The sequence below is a fragment of the Rhizobium sp. A22-96 genome, from assembly GCF_053521805.1.
In genome coordinates, this window is sequence record NZ_JBNWDQ010000006.1 from 324996 (window position 1) to 346501 (window position 21506).

Consider the following 21506-nt stretch of genomic DNA (forward strand, 5'->3'; position numbering starts at 1 on the left):
TGGACTATCGTTATTGCCCGGCGCCGAGCGGATATCCCTCGTTAAGGTGGTCGATGGCGGTCCCGTTGATCGTCACGGCATAGCCGTCCGCGGCCGCTCCCTTGGAAACCGACACCTTGTACGCCCCACTCGGCAAATAAAGATCCGCCGAGAACCCATCCCATTTTGCCGGGAGAACCGGCTTGACGTGGAGATGGCCGTTCTCGACACGAACGCCGAGGATACCCTCTATCGCCGTTCGATAGAGCCAGCCGCCGGAGCCGGTGTACCAGCTCCATCCGCCGCGACCCTTGAGGGGACCTTCGCTGTAAACGTCACCCGAGATCACGTAGGGTTCGACGCGATAGACATCCGCCGCCGATTTATCGAGCGAATGATTGATCGGATTGAGCATCTCGAAGCAGCGCCAGGCGTCCTCCGCACGGCCCATGCGGGCGAGAGCCAGCGTCGCCCATACGGCAGCATGGGTATACTGACCACCGTTCTCGCGAACGCCCGGAGGATAGGCCTTGATGGAGCCCGGATCGTTCGTCGGGTTGGTGAAGGGTGGCGTCAACAAGCGAATGAAGCCGCCTTCCTGGTCCGCGAGTTGTTCGAGGACAGCGTTCATCGCCGTTTCGCTGCGTTCCGGATTGCCTTCGCCGGACAGAACACTCCATGATTGGGCAATGGAGTCGATCTTGGCCTGATCGGATTGATGCGATCCAAGCGGTGCGCCATTGTCGAAATAGGCGCGGCGGTAGTAGTTGCCGTCCCATCCCGCAGTTTCAAGCGCATTCTTGAGCTTTGCCAGATGATCCGTCCAGCTGATAACACGCTGCGCATCGCCACGCGTTTCGGCATAGGTGATGAAACGTCCAAGCGCACCGGCCAGGAACCAGCCGAGCCAAACGCTTTCGCCGCGACCGTCGATGCCGACGCGGTCCATCTTGTCACCCCAGTCGCCACTCATCATCAGCGGCAGGCCATTTGCACCCGTGCGCTTGATCGCCAGATCGAGACCAAGGGCGGCATGCTCGTAAAGCGACGCATTTTCGGCCGAAAGGCGCGGCTGGAAGAAGGCGTCGTGCTGACCCGGGCTGAGCGCCGCACCTTCGACGAAAGGCAGCATTTCATCGAGGATCGTGACGTCGCCGGTCGCAGCATAATATTGGTCGACGGCGTAGGCGAGCCAGACCGGATCGTCCGAAATATTCGTCCGGACACCCGCGCCGCTATCGGCCAGCCACCAATGCTGGAAGTCGCCTTCCGGAAACTGCCGCCTGCCGGTATTGACGATCTGCTTGCGGGCGATCTCCGGCGAATGCAGCAGGAAGGCCAGGGAATCCTGCAGCTGGTCGCGAAGCCCCCAGGCACCGCTCGACTGATAGAAGGCCGTACGTGCCATGATGCGGCAGCTGAGCGTCTGATAGGGCAGCCAGTGGTTGACCATGAAGTCGAAGCGCTGATCCGGGGTCGAAACGCGCGTCTTGCCCGTAAACACCTTCCAGAAATCTCTGGTCTTGCCGAGTACCTCGTCGAAGCTGACCGCGCGGATATCGGCCAGAAGCGCTGCCGCTTCCTCGCGCGAGCCGGCATCGCCCATATAGAAGCAGATGTCGTGCACGCCGCCGGGCTCGAGCGTCAGATCGAAAGCCATTGCGGCGGCCGGATCTCCATCGAGATCAATCGCATCGGACAGGCGCGACCCGGCCGAAACCGTGCGTGGCTGCTGGATCGTCCCGTGGCGGCCGATGAATTCGCGGCGGCTACCGGAAATGCTGGATGGTTTCTCGCTGGCGGCAAATGATGCCACCCGCGTCGAGAAATCGACGCTGAATGGATTGTTCGCGAAGATCGCGCCAGTCTCGGCATCAAACTCCGAGACGATGAACGGCTTGCTCTTGGTCGGGTTGTTGCCGAGAATCCATTCGGCATAGCCGTAAAGGCGGAGCTTGCGTGCCACAGTCGCCGTGTTGCGAATACGAATCTGCGTCAGCTTGACCGATTTCTCCATATGGAGGGTCTGCGTGACTTCCAGCGCGATCTCGTCCTGGACGGTCGTGAAGACGGAGTAGCCCAGACCATGGCGCGCTTCGAACTGGGTGTCCGAATGCTGCGCCAGGGCAGCATAGGGCACGATCACCGAACCACGCTCGAGATCCTTGAGATAGAAGGCTTCGCCGGGCCTGTTGGTGACCATGTCGTTGGTCCAGGGCGTCAGCTGATGATCGCGGGAGTTCTGGCTCCAGGTGAAGGCAGCACCCTCGGCCGAGACGTGAAAGCCGAAGCTTTCATTGGCCATGATGTTGACCCACGGATGCGGTGTCTGTTCGCCACCCGAAAGGCGCACGACATATTCGCTGCCCTCTGCTGCGAAACCGCCATAGCCGTTCCAGAATGCCAGGTCGCGTCCCGCATCTGCTGCAGGAACGGTCTCGCTGCGGGTCATTCTCGGTACAAGCGTGGAATCACCCCACTGGCCAAGCAGCGCCGGCGATCCGGCGACGGAGCGCGCCCGCTCCAGCTGACCCTTCAGGCTGCCATCGCGCCCGCGCAGCACGATGCGAGAGGAGGCGATGATCGCGTCGTAGACGCCAGGTTCGGTCATGTCCTTGCGGATGACATAGATGTTGCGCTGAACGCCGGCCGCCTCGCTGGCATGACGGGCACCATCGCAAAGCTGGTCGATGATACGTTGCATCTCCGAGGCTTCTTCGCCGGTGCGCTCGTTGAAGATCACCAGATCGACCTCGACACCTCGCGACTGCAGGAAGCCCTGGGCGCGCAGCAGTTCCTTGACGAGATCGGTGCCGAGTTCGTCAGTCATGCGCAGCGTGATGATCGGTACGTCGCCCGAGAGGGTTGCGCCCCAAAGGACCGACTGCGACTTGAGACCGGCGCGAACCGTCTTGCTGTCCGCCCGCAGCGACATTTCGGGATAGACGATATAGCGCGCAAAGCGCTGATAGGCCGCCGCTTCCTTGGAGTTGACGCCGATCTGGCGCAGCTGTTTCTGGGTCCGCGTCCACGCCTGGACAAGACCTTGGGCAAAGCTGTCCGGCTGGCGATAGTGCTCGACCGCGGTGTCGAGTTCCGCCCGGTTCGCGGCCGCAATGGTCCAGAAGACCAGGCTGACCTTCTGGCCGGCTGGAATGCGGACGACACGGCGCAGCGACACGCAGGCATCCATGGTGAACCCATCGGTGCCCGAAAGAGTGGCGCCTTCGTCAAAGGCGGCGGCCTCCGTCAAGGTGCGTCCCCTGCCGAGGAACCGCATGCGATCGGTTTCGAACTGGGTCGGTCCATCCCCGTCGCTGCCGTCGACAACAAGCTGCGCGATCGCTACTTCCGGATCGGTCACTCCGCGCTTGCGGCGTTCGACGAAGATCGCATCGCCCTGGCCGGCAATCTCCGTGTGCACGAACATGCGGGCAAAGGCCGGATGTCCGGTATCGACGATGTCGAGCGTGGCAACGGGCTCCATATAGGAGGTGACTTCGATCACCCGGTCTTCCGTGCCGGTATTGGAAATCGTCAGGCGGCGGCCTTCAGCATCGTGATCGCTCGCGATGAAGACTTCCATTTCACTGGTGAGATCGCCGACGGTCTTGACGAATTCGGCCTTGTCGTCGCTGAAAGTTACACGAACATGCTCATTGGCGATCGATCGCGGCTCAGCGGTTGCGGACCACCATTCGTGCGACGCCGTATCCCGCAGGAAGATAAACGAGCCCCAGCGGTCTTCGGTCGGGTCGGCGCGCCAGCGATTGATCGCCAGGTTGTTCCAGCGGGTGTAGCCGGCGCCCGTCGCCGTCAGCATGGTCGAATAACGCCCGTTGGACAGCAGCAGCAGCTCGCGTTCGCGAGAGGCCGGATCTTCCACGCGGCGCACTTCGGGGCGCATCAGATCGCCCTGAATGGTTGCCGGCGCATCGGTCTCGTGCTTGGACGCCATAACGGGAATGTCGCGCGGCGCCTTCTCCTGTAGCAGCAGTTCGGCCGCTTCGATCACCGGATCGGCATGGAAGAGTTCGCGCAGAAGTCCGTCGAAGGCGACGTTGGCGACGGCTGCGATCGACATGCCGTGATGGTGGGCATAGTAGTTGTAGATGACCGCATGCTTCTTACCCTCGGGCACGCGGCTCGGCGTGAAGTCGACGGCATCGTGGAAACCATACATGCCGAGCGCACCGACGCCCCGAAGCCTCTCGAGATTCTCGAGCGCGGCGATCGGGTTGTATTGGCTTGCCAGCAGCGAGGCATAGGGCGCGATGACGGCATTCTGGCCGAGACCACGCTTGAGGCCGAGCGTCGGCACCCCGAAGTTGCTGTACTGATAGTTCATCTGGTGGTCGCGGGCATTGAAGGCCGCTTCCGAAATGCCCCAGGGAATGCCGCCAAGGTGCTTGGCGTAGTTCATCTGTTCCTGAACAATCAGATTGTTCGTCTGGTTGAGGATACCGCCCTGGCGCTCCTGCATCACGAGCGGCGGCATCAGATATTCGAACATCGAGCCCGACCAGGAAACCAGCGCACCGCGCGGCCCGACCGGAACGACGTGACGTCCGAGCTTGTACCAATGCTCGGTCGGCAGATCGCCCTTGGCGACGGCAAAGAGGCTCGTCAGACGGGCTTCGGACGCGAGAAGGTCGTAGCAGGCGGCATCGACTTCTTCGGTTTCGACCCGGAAGCCGATCGACAACAGCCGGCGCTCGGGACGGAAGAGGAAGCTGAAATCCATGGCAAAGGCGAGCTCGCGAGCGCGATTGCCGACCGCAACAAGCCTCTCCGAGACGGCATCCATCTTCGCCTGGTCGAAAGAGTTATCGACCAGATGAAGGTCGCAGGTCGCCGTAAGCTTGCCGGCCCAGTGGACGACCTCTTCGCTCTTGGCCGACTTGACCTCCCGATCGAGATCGCCGGCAAATTTGGCGATCTCCCGGGCGTCTGCAACAAGCCGCTCGATAGTGGCTGAAGAAAACTCGTTCTTCTGCTTGGCCGCTGCGAGCGTGGCCTCGAAGGCGGCTATCCGCTCCTCGACGCGAGCCCGCAGGTCACGGGTTATCTTGTTGTCATCCGCAACCTCGGCCAGGACCTCGCGAAGGATACCGACAACGTCGCCGATGCCATCGAGGCTGCCGTGAATCTGCGCGGCAGGATTCAGCGCCCAAATGCGGCAGGCGGAGGCCACGGCGATCAGATGGCCGGCCAGATTGCCGCTATCCACCGACGACACATATTTCCGGCCAAGCGGCTTCAGCGTATCGGTGTGATACCAGTTGAACAGGTGGCCACGATATTTTTCGAGCTTCGCGGTGGTCTCGATCGTCTGCTCGATGCGCTTGATTGCATCTTCGAACGAGATCCAGCCGAAATGCCGCGCCGAAACCACCGACAGGAGATAAACGCCGATATTGGTCGGCGACGTTCGCATCGCCACGACGGCATGCGGCGTCTGCTGCACGTTGTCCGGCGGCAGGTAATGCTGCCCGGGAACGACGAAATTATCAAAGTAGCGCCAGGTGCGCCGCGCGATCTTGCGAAGCTCGCTTCTCACCTTGTCGGGAACAACGAGCCTGTCTTCCGTCTCCGCCGTCTGGCTGACGATCCAGGCAATCACCGGCGACAGCACCCAGAGGATGATGAAGGGAACGCCGACCAGAAAGGCGCTGTCACCGGAAGACACGGCAAAGAGCAGCGCGAGAAGGGCGAGCACCGGAGCCCGCCACATGACCTTGTAGTGGCCGAGAATGGTCGTCTGTGCCATGGCCTGCGCGCTGGCGGCGGTGCGCCATTGCAGCATCAGCTTGCGGCTGACGAAGGCGCGGTAGAGCGAGCGGATGATGGCATCGGCCATGACGCAGGCGGTATCGACGATGAAGACGATACGCAGCGCCACCTGCGCATTGGCATTCTGAATATCGTTCCAGACCGTATGAAGGTGGGCGCGCAGGATGATATCGCTGGTGCGCGGGATGATGCCGTTGATCAGCGACAGCGTCGGCGCCACAAACAGGCTGAAGATCAGCACGATCTGCCAGAGCAGCGCGCCGAGTGGGCTCATCCAGTACCAGCCGAGGGCCGATGCCAGGAACCAGGCGATCGGCGTCAGCGAGCGGCGAAGGTTATCGGCCATCTTCCAGCGACCGAGCGCCGTCACGCCCCGCTTCGGGTTGAAGATATAGGGAAGGAGCTGCCAGTCGCCGCGAGCCCAGCGATGCTGACGGGAGATTTCCACTTCGTAGCGGATCGGAAAATCCTCGACGAGCTCGCAATCGGTCACCAGGGCGCAGCGCGCCATCGAGCCTTCGAGCAGGTCGTGGCTGAGCACCGAGTTTTCCTCGATCCTGCCCTTCAGTGAGGCCTCGAAGGCGTCGACGTGATAAAGCCCCTTGCCCGTGAAGGTACCTTCGCCGGTGATGTCTTGGTAGACGTCGGAAACGGCGAAGACGTAGGGGTCGAGGCCGCGATTGACCGAAAAGATGCGCTGGAAGGCCGATGCATCCTTACCCGTCGTCAGTGACGGGGTGACGCGCGGCTGCAGCACGCTGTAGCCGTCGACGACGCGCTGGCTCTTGGCATCGAAGACCGGGCGGTTGATCGGATGATGGAGCTTGCCGACGAGCTTCGTCACCGTGTCGCGGATGATGCGCGTGTCGCTGTCGAGCGTCATGACGTATTTCACATCCTGCGGCACCTTGTCGGCACCCGGCAGGAAGGTGGTATCGCGGCTGCCGCGCAGCAGCATGTTCAGTTCGTGCAGCTTGCCGCGCTTGCGCTCCCAGCCCATCCACGCGCCTTCGGCCGGATTGTGAAGACGGCGGCGATGCAGCAGATAGAAGCGCTGCTTGCCTTCCTCGGCATAACGCGCCTCGAGATTGGCCATCTGGCGCTTCGCATAGTCGAGGATTTCGAGATCGCGGGCGTTCTGCTCCTCCTGGCTGTCGGGCCAGTCGGTGAGCAGGGCGTAGTAGATTTCGCCGAGGGGATTGGCGAGATAATGAACCTCGAGATTGCGGATCAGTTCGTCAACATGCTCGCGCTTGCCGATCAGGCTCGGGATGGTGACGAGCGTGCGGGCCTCGGCAGGCAGGCCCTTCTTGAATTCGTAGCCGATCAGGCGATCAGGCGCGATGAAGAAGGTGGCGAAGAAGTTGAAGAGGCCGGTAGCACCTTCCGAGGCCGGAAGCGCGAATGCCAGCAAAAGAACGATCGTCGCGATGACCGGAATGCCGGTGCTGACGAAAACGCTTCCAACGGCAAGGAGCGCCAACAGCGTCAAGGTGAGTACGGGCACGGCAATCGCCAGCCAGTTCAGGCGGCGGATCGCCCGCATGAACCGCAGGCCGATCGTCTGCCGGAAATCGATCTCCGCCTCTAGCAGGGGGCGGCCGGCACCAACCAGGAAATAGCCGACATTGGCGGCGGCGGCCGACGGGTCCTTGCCGCCAGCGGCAGAACGCTCGGCCAGGCTGATGGCCGCCTCTGCGATATCGAGCTCCGTCTTCTCGCTGCGCTTTGCCAGCTTCTCGATCTGGCGGCGATAGGCATTGCGGGAACCGGAGTCGAGCTCAGCATAGTCGGTCTGCTTCCACAGAAGCTTGTCGATCTTGCTGACCTCTTCGACCCAGGTCGACCAATCGGTATCATCGATCTCCCTCAGGCTCTTGATGATGCTGCCCATCAGCGTATTGCCGGAGGCAAGTCGCGTCTGCTCGAGCGACATGACAGCTTCGGCGTCGGTGCCTTTCGCAGCGAGCTTTGCTTCCAGCCAGCCGAGTGCGGCATCGGTGGGCTCGATCGCGTTGCGCAGACGATAGTGCAACTGAGTCACGAAGGTCGTGTCGTCGAGATTGGCGGACAGCGTCTCAAGGAATTCGGCGGAGCTTGCATCGCCGAGCGCAATCACCTTGGTGGCTGCGGCATTGGCAATGCCGCGCATCTCGCGGCTCTTGTCGATGCGTGTAGCAACACGCCGCAGATTATCGATCAGCACGTAGCGAACGAGCGACGGCAGCGCCCAGAGTTCGCCGATATGCAAGGTCTGCTTGTCCTGGAAGCCTTCCGTGACGGCCGCCATGCCGGCATTGCTGATATTGCTGTGGGCATGGGCCATATAGAGCCAGGCGAGCGCCAGAGTGCGCGGTATTGCTACGCCGTTCAGATTGATCGTGCGCAGCTCGCGATAGAATTTCTTCGGGAAGTCCCGGCGGACTTCCTGAATAGCCTCCTCGACGATGTAGTGGTTGTCGAGCAGCCACTCCGTCGCCGGCGTGATGCTTTCGCCGGCATCGACATCCGCTGCCGCAGCGCGATAGACCCTCAGGATCTCGCTTTCGTTCTCGCGATGTCGTTGAAAGAAATCGAAGTTTTCGAAGCTGGCGACATCGAGCTTCTGGCTTTCCGCAAATTGCGTGGCCTTGGCTCTCAATTGATCGTTCGACAAAAGAGTAGAGCGGATTCCGAAATCGACATCCGCGAGAGGCAGTTTGGCCTGTGCGGTCGAACCGCCCGTTAGATTTTGAGACACCATACCATCCGCTCTTCTGTTGAGATCATGTCCGATTGAATATCCTGACCAAACAAGATGCGCCTGGGGGCGCAAAAGTTCCGTGTTCGGGCTCTTCGTGGGTTTGAAGGGAAATAGCTCTGTTCAGACATGAAATATTGGAAACTGTTAACGCTCCTCAATAGCGACTGCAAAATGAACGCGCGATTAATCATGGCACATATTTAGTGAACGGGCATGGGCCATCGGCAGCGTTGCCTTACAAAACAACGCCCAGTGGGCGATTCCGCCGGTGGCCGTGATGCCTTGCATGATCTTGCCGGTCCGCTCAGGCCGGGAGATTGCACAACTCGTCCGTTGTTTGACGGGAAGACGCCCTGTAGATTGCAATCGCACCCGGGAGGTTGGACACATGGCGATCAAGCAGATGCATAATGTCGGAATCGTCGTCGACGATCTCGACGAGACGATTGATTTCTTGCGTGAGCTCGGGCTCGAGCTCGAAGGGCGGGCCACGATCGAAGGAGAGTGGGCCGGGCGTGTCACCGGACTGGGCGATCAGCACGTCGAGGTTGCCATGATGCGCACGCCGGATGGCCACAGCCGGCTTGAACTCTCCCGCTTCATCAGACCGGCCGTCGTCGAAGATCACCGCAATGCCCCGGTCAACGCTCTCGGCTACCTTCGCGTCATGTTCTCCGTGGACGATGTCGACGAGACGCTCGAAAGGCTCCGCAAGCGCGGCGCGCAGCTGGTGGGCGAAGTCGTGCAGTACAAGGATATATACCGGCTCTGCTACATTCGTGGTCCCGGAGGGCTTCTCATCGGGCTCGCTCAGGAACTCGGCTAACGCCACGCGAAGAGCAGATCACGGCTCATGCCAGAGCCGTATTAGTTGATCGTCCGGATACGGCTTCTCAAGGCAAGGCGAAACGCCTTCTTCATTTGCGAGAACCCCTCAAAGCCGAGGTGATGGGCGAAGCGAACGACCGTTGTCTGGGATGTCTGGCAACGTTTTGCGATCTGCAGGCCGGATTCGAATGCGAACACATCGGGGTGCTCGGCGGCCAGCTTTGCAAGCGGCGCAAAACATCCATCATGCCGACAGCGAACGTGCATCCAGAAATCCGCATCAAGCATGCGGCCCGTTAACTCGGCATGGGCTTCTGTCATCACATGGCCTCCAAAATAGAACGTCCCGCAGGAAGCCGGGGCGCGAACGCCCCAGCCTCCCACGGGAGGTAGCCTCAGGATCTGGGCGCGGTCTTTCCGTGCAGCGGCTCCTTGCGGTGCCAATTCTCAAGAATCCTGCCGTCGGTGTGCTTCTGCTGCGCCCAGCGGATGCCGTTTGAGATCACCCTCAGGACGTGCTGGTTGTGATACACCGGATAGCTCTCGTGCCCGGGGCTGAAGAAGAAGATCCGGCCGCGGCCGCGCTGGAAGGTGCAGCCGCTGCGGAACACTTCGCCGCCGGAATACCAGGAGATGAAGACCAGCTCGTCGGGCTGCGGAATATCGAAGGGCTCGCCATACATTTCCGAAGCCTCGACTTCGAAATAAGGCGGCAGCCCCTCTGCGATCGGATGGGAAGGATTGATCACCCACACGCGTTCGAGATCGCCCTCTGGGAGCTCACGCCAGGAGAGGTTCGCATTGGTTCCCATCAGGCGCCGGAAGAGCTTCGAATGATGGCCGGAGTGCAGGATCAGCAGGCCCATTCCCTTCAGCACCCGCTGCTGGATCCGGTCGATCAGCCCGTCGCTGACCTCCTCATGCGCCACATGCCCCCACCAGAGCAGAACATCGGTATCCTCAAGCAGCGAATCCGGCAGGCCTTCTTCCGGATCGTCCATCGTCACGCGGCGAATTTCGAAGTCGGGGCTTTCAATCCCCTTGGCGATCGCGCCATCCATCCGGTCGGGATAGAGCTTCTGCACGATCTCATCGGTCTTCTCGTGCCGGCCTTCGTTCCAAATGGTCACTTTGATTGTCATTTCACTTTCCTCAGGTGGTTTTAAGAGATTGCTGCCGGACGAACGAGGCGGCCGGCCGTGTCGAAGACGTGACAGCTATCGGGATCGACCCGCAGGGAGACGCGATCGCCGGGGCGCAGGACCATGTCGCCCTCGGTTCGAACGATCAGAGGGTCGTCGCGACGACCGACGGTGAGATAGGTTTCCACGCCCAGCCGCTCGACAAGCTGGACCTCCGTCTCGAAGGTTCCCTGCCCGTGCGCCGTGAGCTTCAAATGCTCCGGGCGAACGCCAAGCCGCACCTCGCCCTGCGGTATCCGGCCATCCGCATCCGCAAGGCCGAGTGCGAGCCCGATGCCGCTCGTCAGCGCCGCGTCGGAGCCATTGCGGGTGGCCGTCATGGGGATGACGTTCATCTTCGGCGAGCCGATGAATGTGGCGACGAACTCGTTTTGGGGGCGGTGATAGAGCTCCATGGGTGCGCCCTGCTGCGCAACCGTGCCCTTGTTCAGCACAACGATCCGGTCGGCCATCGTCATCGCCTCGACCTGATCGTGGGTGACATAGACAACGGCCGCCTTCAGTTCGCGGTGCAGGCGCTGCAGCTCGGCGCGCATCTGCACTCTGAGGGCAGAATCTAGGTTTGAAAGCGGTTCGTCGAACAGGATGAGCGACGGTTTCTTGATGATCGCCCGGCCGATCGCCACACGCTGCCGCTGGCCACCGGAAAGGGCGGCGGGGCGGCGATTAAGGTAGTCCGTCAGCTGCAGGATCTCGGCGACACCTTCCACCTGCTTGCGGATTTCCGCCTCCGGAACCTTCTTGAGGCTGAGCGAAAAACCGATGTTCTCCGCGACGGTCATATGCGGATAGAGCGCGTAGGACTGGAAGACCATGGCGATGCCGCGCTTGTCGGGCGGGACATCGTTGATGCGCTGGCCGTTGAGGATGAGGTCGCCGTCATCGATCCCCTCAAGACCGGCGATCATGCGCAGCAGAGTCGACTTTCCGCAGCCGGACGGGCCGACGAAAACGGCAAACTCTCCATCCTCGACGGTGATATCCACGCCCTTGATGACTTCGAGAGCGCCATAGAATTTGCGGACATTGTTTAGCGTAATCATTGTTGTTGCTCTTTCTTCATCGGCTAACCCTTCACGCCGCCGGCAAAGGTCTGCACCAGGAAACGGCGGGCAAAGCCGAAGGCGACGACAGCGGGAAGCAGGTAGATGAACGCCAGGGCGGCAAGAAAACCGTAGTCAACGGTATTCACCCGCAGATAGGCTCGGAACAGGCCAAGCGGCAGCGGCTGCAGCTCGGGCGAGGAGAGGAAGGTCAAGGGCAGCAGGAAATCACCCCAGGCGGAAATGAAGGCGAACAGGCCGGCCGCGGCAAGGCCCGGCAGCGCCAGCGGCACAAGCACGCGGCGGATGCGCTGCACCATAGTCGCGCCGTCCATCAGCGCCGCCTCTTCATAGTCCCTGGGCAGGCCGTCGAAGAACGTCTTCATGATCCACAGCGCCAGCGGGAGCTGCATTGTTGCGAGGACGAGAATAATGCCGAGATATCCGTCGATGAACCCGGTCCAGCGCATGATGGCTCGCGTGGAACTGCCGAAGATCGGCCGCAGCATCGCCGCCTCGGCAAGATTGAGCGTGAGCAGGATCTTGTAGAGCGGGACGACGAGCGCAGTCGGCGGCAGGACCCTGATCAGCAGGATGCCATAGAGAAACGGCAGCTTCCACCAGGCCGTCGTACGGGAAAGCGCGTAGCCGCCAAGCCCGGCGAGCACGATGACGACAGCCGTCGAACTGCCGACGATGAACAGCGAATTGAACAGCCACCTGCCACCATCTTCCTGAACGAAGATCCTGGCATAATTGCCGAGTGTCCATTGCTCGGGCCAGCGGAGGAAGAGCTGCGCATTGCCGTCAAGGGAAGCGAGGAACACCCAAAGGAATGGGATAGCGCAAAAGATCGATATGAGCGAAAGCGTCGCATAGGCCAGAAGATCGCCCTTCACCTTGTTTGCGCTTTCCGCTGGGGAGATTGCAGCCATCCTAGACCTCCACCTTCATGGCCTTGACGTAGCCGACGCCGATGACGACGGAGATCAGCAGAACCACGACAGCGACGGCCGCGCCGTAGCCAAGCTGGTATGCCGTGAAGGACTGATTGTAGATGTAGATGCTGATGAGCTCGGTCGCGCCGCCCGGGCCGCCGCGCGTGAGCGCATAGACAAGGCCGAACACGGCAATCGTCGAGACGGCGGAGATGAGCATGTAAAGCAGGATGGTCGGCATCATCAGCGGCAGCGTGATGCGTCGGAACGTCTGCATCGGGGTTGCGCCGTCCATCCGCGCCGCCTCGTAGATTTCGCCGGGAATGGTGCTGAGGCCGGCGGTCAGAAGGATCATCGCGGTGGCGATACCGCGCCAGGTATTGACGACGATGATCATGGCGAGCGGAAAAGTGTTCAGCCAATCGGAGGGTTCGACACCGAAGAATGCGACGATGCGGCTCAGCGTCGCCTGTTCGCCACCCGCCAGCATCGAGATCCACATGAAGCCGGCAACGACCTCGGGCGCTGCATTGGGCAGCAGGATGATCGAGGCGAAGACCTTCCGGAAGCGGATCGACCGGCCAAGCGCCATCGCCGAGACGAGCCCAAGGACGAATTGCCCTATGATCGCCGAGCCAAGCACGAAGAGGAAGGTAACGAGAAGCGAGTTCCAGAACTTGGTGTCGTTGAGGAGACGAGCATAGTTACGAATCCCGACGAAACGCGGCGTCAGAGCGCCAGCACCGGTCAACGCCTCATTCGTGAAACTCAGATAGACGGAATAGACCGCCGGATAGATCACGAAGGCGAGCAGCAGCAGCATGGAGGGCAGCAGGATCAGAAATAGCTGCCGCCTGATCCGGGCTTCGTGGAAATTCTTTGCGGGCATTGCGCAACCGTCCCTATTCGGCGGGAAGAGCGAGCGCTGTCGCCTCTTCCCGCTGGTTCCAAGATCGAACGGATAGGTTATTTCACCATGTCTTCGCCGAGCGTCTCGCTGACATAATCGACGAGGATCTTCTGTGCGCCGGCAGCATCCGTCTCCTTGCGGAGCAGAGCTTCGGTGGCACGGGCCACACCCTCGGAGACGGCGGAAAAGCCGGGGGCGGAATTCAGAAACACGCCCTTCTCGACGGCCGCCAGAACAGGCACGAGCGCGGTGAGCTTCTGGAATTCGGGATCGCTTGTGGCATCCTTGCGCCCGGGTATGTTGCCGAGGCGTTCCGAGTAGGCGACATCGGCCTTGACCGAGCCGAGTTCGAGCAGGACCTTCTTGGCAAGATCAGGATCGGAGCCTTGTGCGTTTACGCCCCATGCGCTGTCGATATCGACCAGCACATGCTCGCCACCGTCTTTTCCGGGCATGGTCCATGTGCCGACGGCCTGCGTCACGTTTGGAATAGGGTTCTTGCTCTCTGGACCCCAGTCATAGATGTAGCACCAGGAGCCGCAGGTCGTGGCGACCAGCTTGCCCTCCGGGAACATCTGGTATTTTGGCGTCACCCATGGTTCGGGGCCAAGCAGGGGCTGGACGGGCATCAAATCGCTGTCGATGAGATCCTTGTAGAAGCCGAGCGCATCCTTGATGCCATCGCCCTTCAGGTTGAGGGTGCCATCGTCATTGGCGATCTGTGGCGTTGAGCTTCCGACGACGAGATATCTGAACCCCTCGGCAAAGGCGCCGCCGCCCCAGGTCACACCGGCCGGAAACAGCAGTCCATAAGCGCCGGTCTTTGCCTTGATTTCCTTGGCGCGATCGAGAAGATCCTTCCAGGTCTTCGGCTGCTCCGTGGAGATGCCGGCCTTTTCGAGAATGTCGCGACGATAGTAGAGCTGCTGCACGCCCAGCATGGCCGGCAAGACATAGACGTCGCCGTCTGGCCGCGTCACGAGCTTCTTGGAGACGTCGAACAGCTGGCTATAGCCGTCCCAGGCCCTGAACTCGGTCGTGATCGGCGCGAGATAGCCTGCGGCCACCATATCCGCGACATCCTGCCCGGCGGGGGCTGTGAACAGATCGGGGGCATTGCCGGCCCGAAGCTCGGTCAGCAGCTTCGACAGATAGTCCTTCTCCGGCGCCGGATATTCGATGACCTCGATCGTGACGCCGAACTTCTTTTCGATGTCCGGAACGACGACCTTCAGCGCATCGATGCGCGCCTGACGATGTTCGGCAATTCGGATGGTCTCCGCGTTGGCGGCGCTCATGAAAACTGACAGGCCGGCGACGCATATGCCGGCCATGAGAAAGCTCTTCAACATCCACCCCTCCCATGGGTTCTTCTTGCGATCCTCCATCGCCACGGAAATGTACACACGTATGGCATTGATTTTCAATAGCGTGATTATGTCGCCGCCAAATTCTCAATTACTAGGCTGTTTTATATTGAAAATTTTTTCATGTCCGGTTAGATCGTTTTGCGCATACGTGTGCATAAATGGAGGAAACTATGTCAAATCCCGTTCGCCTGGCCGTGATCGGAGCCGGGCTGAAAGCCGCCGAATACGCCCGGAGCTGGGTTCGGATGCCTGAGATTGAATTTGCAGCGGCGGCGGACGTCAGCGTCGCATCGCGCCAGCGGCTGGCGGAGATCTGCACGAGCGCAGGGCGCAAGGCTCCGCTGGAATTCGATGATTTCCGGGCCATGCTCGCGCAATGCAAGGACGAGCTGGATGCCGTCTACGTATCGACGCCGCATGCCTTCCATGCCGAACAGGCACTGGCCGTAATCGAGGCCGGCCTCGACCTCTTCCTCGAAAAGCCGATGGTCACCACCGTGGCGGAGGCCAAGGCGCTCATCGAAGCCCGAGCCAGAAACAACAATATCGTAGTCATCGCTTTCAACGGCGCGCTGTCGCCACTCGTGCGCGACACCCACAGGCGGGCGGCCGCAGGCGAATTCGGCGATCTGGTCAGCGTCTCGGCAACCATCTGGGAGGGCTGGTCTTCGAAATATGACGGCCAGTGGAAGCAGAAACCTGAACTATCCGGCGGCGGCTTCATGTTCGATACCGGCGCACACATGATGAATACCGTGTGCCTTCTCGTTCGCTCCGAATTCGAGCGTGTCTCCGCCTATATGAACAACTACGGCAAGCCCATCGACATCACCTGCGCAGTCGCGGCACGACTTGAGAACGGCGCATTGGTCACGTTCAACGCCGCCGGCGAAGGCCCTCCCGGCTGCGCCTCGCACATGACGCTGTTCTATTCCAAGGCCATCGTTCGGATAGACGCATGGGGCGCTTGGCGCGAAATCGAGCTGGACGGAAAGCCCGGCACGCGCGACGTTGCCGAGGCCACCCATCAGGAGACCCCGCTGAAATCCTTCCTTGCCGTGCGCCGTGGCGAAGAGGAAAATCCTTCGACCGTCGAGAATGGGCTTCGCTTTGCGCGCCTCTGGGATGCTATCAAGGCCTCGGCAGCACGCGACGGAGAATCGGTCAGAATTTCCGACATCGGCTAATCTTTAGGAAGCGGGAATGAACAAGCGCATCACCTCGAAGGAAATCGCAAAGCTCGCCGGCGTGTCTTCGTCGACGATCTCCAGGGCTTTCTCGGGCGATGCGCGGATCAGCGATCGGACGAGAAAACGGATCATGTCCATTGCTGACGAGCATGATTACCGCCCGAATGCGATCGCCCGCTCGTTGAACAGCCAAAGATCGCAGCTTGTCGCCCTCGTCGTGAACTCGATCGAGAACCCGTGCGAAGGGCAGCAATTGCAATATCTGGTCCAGCGGCTGCAGGAGCGGGAATTGCTGCCGATCCTCCTCTGCTGCGCCGGCTATGATGACCGGGCGCATCTGATGCGGATGGCGTCCGCCTATCAGGTGGATCACGCCGTGATCTTCTCCGACATGGTGTCCATGGCCGATGCGGTTCAGATCTTCCGGACCGCCCGGCCGATCATGGTGTCGTTTGAGCCCATTTCCGATCCCAACATATCGCAGCTCATCGTCGACGGATCGAAGGCGGCGGCCGAAGTGGTCGCCAAGGCGGTATCTTCCGGGCGAAGCCGTTTTGCCTATCTGACCGGCCGCAACTCCAGCTGGATCGACAAGCAGCGCAAGAGCTGGTTTGCCGATGCGCTCGCCCAGCATGGCCTCAGCTTCGTCGCGGAAAGCCATGGCGACTATTCCTACGAGTCAGGCTTCAAGGAGGCCGTCGTGCTGCTTCGCCGATCGTCGATCGATGCGGTCGTCTGCGGAAACGACGTGATGGCGATTGGCGTTCGAGATGCGGCGACACGCGTGCTCGGCAGGAAGGTGCCGGAGGATCTCGCGATCATCGGGCAGGATGGCGTCAACCTGGCCATGTGGGAATGCAATGATCTGACCACGCTTGCGCTCGATATCAACGCCTACATGGATACGATCGTCGGCTTCATCGAAGATCAGGTCCTCGGCAAGGATGGCACTGCAACCGTAACCCACGAATACACGGTTCGCTGGGGCTCGACCTGCTGAAATCCCTGAATGCCCGCTTCGCCAGCGAGATTGCCATTGCCTGGCACATCATGACGCAAGGCTTGTCGTCACCATGGCGAGCGCGACATAGCGGCCGATCTTGGCGATAGCGACCAGCAGAAGAAACGTTGGCAACGGCTCGCGCAAGGCGCCGGCAACCACGGTGATCGGATCGCCAACGATGGGAAGCCAGCTTGCCAGCAGCGACCAACGCCCGTAGCGGCGATACCATCCCTGCGCCCGTTCCATGGCGCGATCGCCGACCGGAAACCACGATCGATGGCGAAAGCGCTCGATCCATCGCCCCAGCCCCCAGTTCGCCAGCGAACCGAGCACGTTGCCGAGGCTTGCGACGGTGACAAGCGCGAGGACCGGATAACTCTCCGTCAGCAGCATGCCGACAAGAACGGCTTCGGATTGCATGGGCAGGATCGTCGCAGCAGCAAGCGCCGCCAGGAATAGGCCGAGGTAAGCTGCAAGATCGATCATGCCGTCTCTATCTTCCACGCGTGCATCAGTGTCAACGTATCCCAACATATGCTTTGGCTCACGACCGAAGCTCCGGAAGAGATCGGTTTTCGGGCTGGCAATAGTCGCGATGTCGGTCGGCCTGTGCTAAACGTCGCTCCGCATTCGCCCGGCGGATCACGCCACCACATCTCCATATGAATTGAGCGATCAATGAATCCGGTCTCCGACGATGCCTGGTCTCCATGGCTGCCCTGCGAACTTGCAAGCCGACTGAAGCACGCCTGCGGACTCTGGTGTGTCGTCGGCGGATGGGCACTCGACCTTTGGCATGGCAGACGGACGCGAGAACATGAGGATCTGGAGTTTGCGATCCTGCCGGAAAGCGTGCCGGAGTTTCGCGAGATATTGAAAGAGCTCGATTTCTTCACCGTTCATGCAGGTGTCATCGAGTATCTTGAGCCCGCCAGATCGCCGCCGCCGCATGTCTCGCAGCTATGGGGCCTCGATTCCGGTAACGCTCGCTGGCGTGTCGATATGATGCTCGAAAGAGGAACGCCGTCGACCTGGATCTACAAGCGCGACGCATCCATCCACGCGCCCCGTTCCGAGATAGTCCGGATCAGCGAAACGGGAATACCCTATATGGCGCCCGCTGCCGTGTTGCTGTTCAAGGCGAAATATCTCCGCGACAAGGATGAGGTGGATTTTGCACGAGCCCTGCCCTGCCTCGATCCCGCTGAAAGAGAAACGCTCCGGCTATGGCTCGAACTCGTCCATCCGAACCACCAATGGCTGGCAGCACTTTGATCCGCTGATCGGCGATGCACCGACTGAACAGGCGAAAGCCCGCGCTGTAAGGCGCGGGCTCCGTGATGGCCTGTGCGGCCTAGCGGCGTGAACCGAAGGGACGAAGCGTCATGTGGCGGTTGACGTCCTTGTAGAGCAGGTAGCGGAACGGTTCCGGGCCGCCGGCATAGCAGGCCTGCGGGCAGAAGGCGCGCAGCCACATGAAGTCACCGGCCTCCACCTCGACCCAATCCTGGTTCAGGCGATAGACGGCCTTGCCTTGCAGCACATAGAGACCGTGTTCCATCACATGGGTCTCAGCGAAGGGAATGACGGCGCCAGGCTGGAGGGTGACGATCGTCACATGCATGTCGTGGCGCAGATCGGACGGATCGACGAAACGGGTCGTCGCCCAACGCCCTTCCGTGCCGGGCATGACGGAGGGCGCTATATCCCTCTCGTTGAGGATCAGCGGCTCCGGATGATCGAGCCCCTCGACGGCCTCGTAGGCCTTGCGGACCCAATGGAAGCGCGCATGAGCGCCGGAGCGATTGTGAAGCGACCACTTCAGGCCTGGCGGCAGGAAGGCATAGCCGCCCGGCTGGATAATGTGCTTGCCCGTCGGCAGCGTCAATTCGATCTCGCCATCGACGACGAAGAGCACGCCTTCGGCCTCAGGATCTTGCTCCGGCCGGTCGCTGCCGCCTCCCGGCGCGACTTCCATGACATATTGCGAAAAGGTCTCGGCAAAACCGGAGAGCGGGCGAGCAATCACCCAGCAGCGCGTCTCGTTCCAGAAGGGCAGAAAGCTGGTGACGATATCCTGCATGACGCCTTTCGGAATAACCGCATAGGCCTCGGTGAAGACGGCTCGTCCCGTCAGCAGATCGCTTTGCGGCGGATGGCCGCCGAGAGAGGAATAATAGATTCTTTGCATCGTCTCGCCCTTCGTTCTCAGAATTTCCCGGGAGGCTCGGCGCCCGCCTTCATCTCGTCAATGGATGGCGGCAAAGCCTTAACACCGCGTCACTTCGCTCCCGCTTTTTCCAACAATGCCGCAATCTTGTCGTAATCGCGGCCACGAGCATGCTGGAGCGGTGTCACACCTTCACGATCAGCGATATTGACATTTGCTCCGGCGGCTACAAGCAACTCGACGATTCGCAGATGACGGCCCCCACCGTCACTCAGGATAATCGCCTCCAAAAGCGCGGTCCAGCCGAGCCGGTTGACGTGATCGACATCGACCCCGGCCCTGATCAGCGTATCGACGGTCTCGACATGGCCGCGCTCGGACGCCGGAATGAGCGCCGTGCCGCCGTAGCGATTGACGCTCTTCAAATCGGCGCCATGCGCAAGTGTAAGCTTGAGGATTTCGAGATGGCCGCGGGCGCCGGCATAGAGATAGGGGCTGTCTTGAATATCGTCCTTGGCATTGACGTCGGCGCCGGCCTCGATCAATGCGCGTGCGGCTTCAATCTTGTTGCCGTGCGTCGCCACAAGCAAAGCGCTTGCGCCACTTGCATCCCGCGCATCGGTATCCGCCCCGCCGGCGAGGAATTGCTGGATGGCCGCAACCTCATCTGCCGCAGCCGCTTTGTGCAATCGAAGATCCATGGAGTTACCGTTAGCAAGAACAGGAAGGCAGAGGGCCGTCAGGAAGACCCAGACAGACAGAGAAGCGAGCTTCAGCAAGCGCCGCCGCTTTGTTATGTCGGGAACAAGGTCACCATGGGAAGGCTTCATCATCGGCTAGGCGCAGTTCAGGCGCGGCATTTCCTTGACGCGAGGATAGTCATAGGCATTGACCTTCGAGGTCGTATAGCCCGCACCCACAAGCGCTTCCGCAAGCTTGATGGCAGCGGTGACGCCGTCGATGACCGGAATGCCGGTTGCCACCTGCAATCGATCGCAAAGCGAGGACATGCCGGCGCAGCCGAGAATGATGGCTTCGGCGCGATCTTCACGCTTGGCGCGTTCGATTTCCGCAATCAGCAGCCGCTCCGCCTCGGCGGGATCTTCCTCCAACCCAAGAACCGGCAGATCGATGGCCCGAACATTGCGGCAATGGCGTTCGGCGCCATAGTCGCTCACCAAGTCCTCGATGATCGGAATGGAACGCGGCAGCGTCGTGATAATTGAAAACCGGCGGCTTATGGTCATTGCCACCTGTACGGCGGCCTGGCAGATGCCGATGACCGGCCCACGGGCGACTTCTCGCGCTGCATGAAGGCCGGGATCGTCGAAGCAGGCAACGACATAGGCATCGACCCCGAGCGTCTCGCCCTTGCGGATCTCGGCCAGCATTCCCGGCACGGCGGCAGCCTCGTCGGCGCCACCTTCGATGCTGACCGGAGTATCGGTCGGATTGACCGCGGAGACTTGCGTCCCGAGCTGCTTGACACGAACGGCGCTATCCAGCGCCTGCGCCGTCATGGATGCCGTCGAATTCGGATTGATGAGGCGAATATGCATGGTGTGAGACCTTTCATCCATCCTTAGTCGCGCTGCGGCTTGATGAAATCGGTGATTGACGGCGCCTTGAGGACGAACTGGCGGTCGGAGACGATGTAATTGTCGGCATGCAGGCGAGCGATCGGCTGATACTGCTCCGGATCGACGTAGTGGCCTTCGGCGTCGAGGCAGTTGCGCCGCACATGCATATGGACCACCTCGCCCAAAACCAGCGTGCGGCGCGGGTAATCGATCAGCCGCTCGACCCTGCATTCAAACACACAAGGGGATTCCTCGGCATAGGCTGCATCGATCTTGCGGCAGGGGGTCGCCGTCAGGCCCGCCATATCGAGCTCATCGACCTCATTATCAAAGCCCAGGCCGCAAACGAGCATCTGCTGTGCGATCGCCATGTCCACCATGTTGATCGAGAACTCCTGGGTCCGCCTGATATTGGCGACCGTATCCTTTTCCTCGCCGTTCACCCGCGGCTGTATGCCCAGAACCACGATCGGGGGATCGTGCGAGAAGACATTGAAGAAGCTCATCGGCGCCGCATTGTTGTGCCCGGCGGAAGAGCGCGTCGTCACCAGCGCGATCGGGCGCGGCCCGACGAAGTTTGTCAGAAGCCGGTATCGGCTTTGAGGCTCAAGCTCGGCAAAGTCGAATTCCATCGCGCCATCCTGCATGTCGATTATGATCTACAATATAATTATATATTGTAGACAATTTTGCAATCGAAAACCGATTGTTGTGATTGACTTTTTCCCGCGCATCACGCTTCTCTAGCCATAACGAG

Annotated in this window: 16 protein-coding genes; 4 read left to right on the top strand and 12 right to left on the bottom strand. The window is 60.8% G+C overall.

What is annotated here, in order from left to right; genetic code table 11:
* Nucleotides 1-10: 10 nt before the first annotated feature.
* A complete protein-coding gene (locus ACQZ6F_RS26280) occupies nt 11-8515 on the bottom strand; it encodes a GH36-type glycosyl hydrolase domain-containing protein (protein ID WP_449094662.1) in 8505 nt (2834 codons plus the stop codon).
* 388 nt (nt 8516-8903) lie between these two features.
* Between ACQZ6F_RS26280 and ACQZ6F_RS26285 the strand changes: the two genes are divergently transcribed.
* Nucleotides 8904-9341 (top strand): VOC family protein, encoded by a 438-nt coding sequence (locus ACQZ6F_RS26285; protein WP_449094663.1) that lies wholly within the window; start codon nt 8904-8906, stop codon nt 9339-9341.
* 41 nt (nt 9342-9382) lie between these two features.
* Here the strand turns inward: ACQZ6F_RS26285 and ACQZ6F_RS26290 are convergent, their stop codons facing one another.
* From ACQZ6F_RS26290 to ACQZ6F_RS26315, 6 genes are all read right to left on the bottom strand, one after another.
* Nucleotides 9383-9664 carry a MurR/RpiR family transcriptional regulator gene (locus ACQZ6F_RS26290; protein ID WP_449094664.1) on the bottom strand — a complete coding sequence of 94 codons (282 nt, stop codon included), beginning with the start codon at nt 9662-9664 and terminating at the stop codon, nt 9383-9385.
* Between the two features lie 74 nt (nt 9665-9738).
* Nucleotides 9739-10485, bottom strand: coding sequence for a ThuA domain-containing protein (locus ACQZ6F_RS26295; RefSeq protein ID WP_449094665.1), 747 nt, complete (start codon nt 10483-10485; stop codon nt 9739-9741).
* 20 nt (nt 10486-10505) lie between these two features.
* The gene (locus tag ACQZ6F_RS26300) at nt 10506-11588 is read right to left on the bottom strand and encodes an ABC transporter ATP-binding protein (RefSeq protein ID WP_449094666.1); all 1083 of its coding nucleotides are present in this window, start codon (nt 11586-11588) and stop codon (nt 10506-10508) included.
* 23 nt (nt 11589-11611) lie between these two features.
* Entirely contained in the window at nt 11612-12523 is a 912-nt protein-coding gene (locus ACQZ6F_RS26305; protein ID WP_077467514.1) for a carbohydrate ABC transporter permease, read from the bottom strand.
* A 1-nt stretch (nt 12524) separates the two neighbouring features.
* The gene (locus ACQZ6F_RS26310) at nt 12525-13415 is read right to left on the bottom strand and encodes a carbohydrate ABC transporter permease (RefSeq protein ID WP_449094667.1); all 891 of its coding nucleotides are present in this window, start codon (nt 13413-13415) and stop codon (nt 12525-12527) included.
* Between the two features lie 77 nt (nt 13416-13492).
* The gene (locus ACQZ6F_RS26315) at nt 13493-14770 is read right to left on the bottom strand and encodes an ABC transporter substrate-binding protein (protein ID WP_449094801.1); all 1278 of its coding nucleotides are present in this window, start codon (nt 14768-14770) and stop codon (nt 13493-13495) included.
* A 206-nt stretch (nt 14771-14976) separates the two neighbouring features.
* Here ACQZ6F_RS26315 and ACQZ6F_RS26320 point away from each other — a divergent pair, with 206 nt between their 5' ends.
* Complete coding sequence (locus ACQZ6F_RS26320) at nt 14977-15993, top strand: Gfo/Idh/MocA family protein (RefSeq protein ID WP_449094668.1); 1017 nt, start codon at nt 14977-14979, stop codon at nt 15991-15993.
* A 16-nt stretch (nt 15994-16009) separates the two neighbouring features.
* The gene (locus ACQZ6F_RS26325) at nt 16010-16996 is read left to right on the top strand and encodes a LacI family DNA-binding transcriptional regulator (protein WP_077467517.1); all 987 of its coding nucleotides are present in this window, start codon (nt 16010-16012) and stop codon (nt 16994-16996) included.
* 48 nt (nt 16997-17044) lie between these two features.
* Here the strand turns inward: ACQZ6F_RS26325 and ACQZ6F_RS26330 are convergent, their stop codons facing one another.
* Complete coding sequence (locus ACQZ6F_RS26330; protein WP_449094669.1) at nt 17045-17485, bottom strand: YqaA family protein; 441 nt, start codon at nt 17483-17485, stop codon at nt 17045-17047.
* 192 nt (nt 17486-17677) lie between these two features.
* Between ACQZ6F_RS26330 and ACQZ6F_RS26335 the strand changes: the two genes are divergently transcribed.
* Nucleotides 17678-18274, top strand: a complete 597-nt coding sequence (locus ACQZ6F_RS26335; protein WP_449094670.1) for a nucleotidyltransferase domain-containing protein — start codon at nt 17678-17680, stop codon at nt 18272-18274.
* Between the two features lie 79 nt (nt 18275-18353).
* Here ACQZ6F_RS26335 and ACQZ6F_RS26340 read toward each other — a convergent pair whose 3' ends face one another.
* The 4 genes from ACQZ6F_RS26340 to ACQZ6F_RS26355 all read right to left on the bottom strand — a co-directional run bounded on the left by ACQZ6F_RS26340 (nt 18354) and on the right by ACQZ6F_RS26355 (nt 21381).
* Complete coding sequence (locus ACQZ6F_RS26340; RefSeq protein WP_449094671.1) at nt 18354-19190, bottom strand: bifunctional allantoicase/(S)-ureidoglycine aminohydrolase; 837 nt, start codon at nt 19188-19190, stop codon at nt 18354-18356.
* A gap of 89 nt (nt 19191-19279) precedes the next feature.
* The gene (locus tag ACQZ6F_RS26345) at nt 19280-19999 is read right to left on the bottom strand and encodes an ankyrin repeat domain-containing protein (protein WP_449094802.1); all 720 of its coding nucleotides are present in this window, start codon (nt 19997-19999) and stop codon (nt 19280-19282) included.
* Nucleotides 20000-20005: 6 nt separating this feature from the next.
* Nucleotides 20006-20728 (bottom strand): aspartate/glutamate racemase family protein, encoded by a 723-nt coding sequence (locus tag ACQZ6F_RS26350; protein ID WP_449094672.1) that lies wholly within the window; start codon nt 20726-20728, stop codon nt 20006-20008.
* A 23-nt stretch (nt 20729-20751) separates the two neighbouring features.
* Nucleotides 20752-21381: a flavin reductase family protein gene (locus tag ACQZ6F_RS26355; RefSeq protein WP_449094673.1), complete on the bottom strand. Its 630-nt coding sequence runs from the start codon at nt 21379-21381 to the stop codon at nt 20752-20754.
* Between the last annotated feature and the right edge of the window lie 125 nt (nt 21382-21506).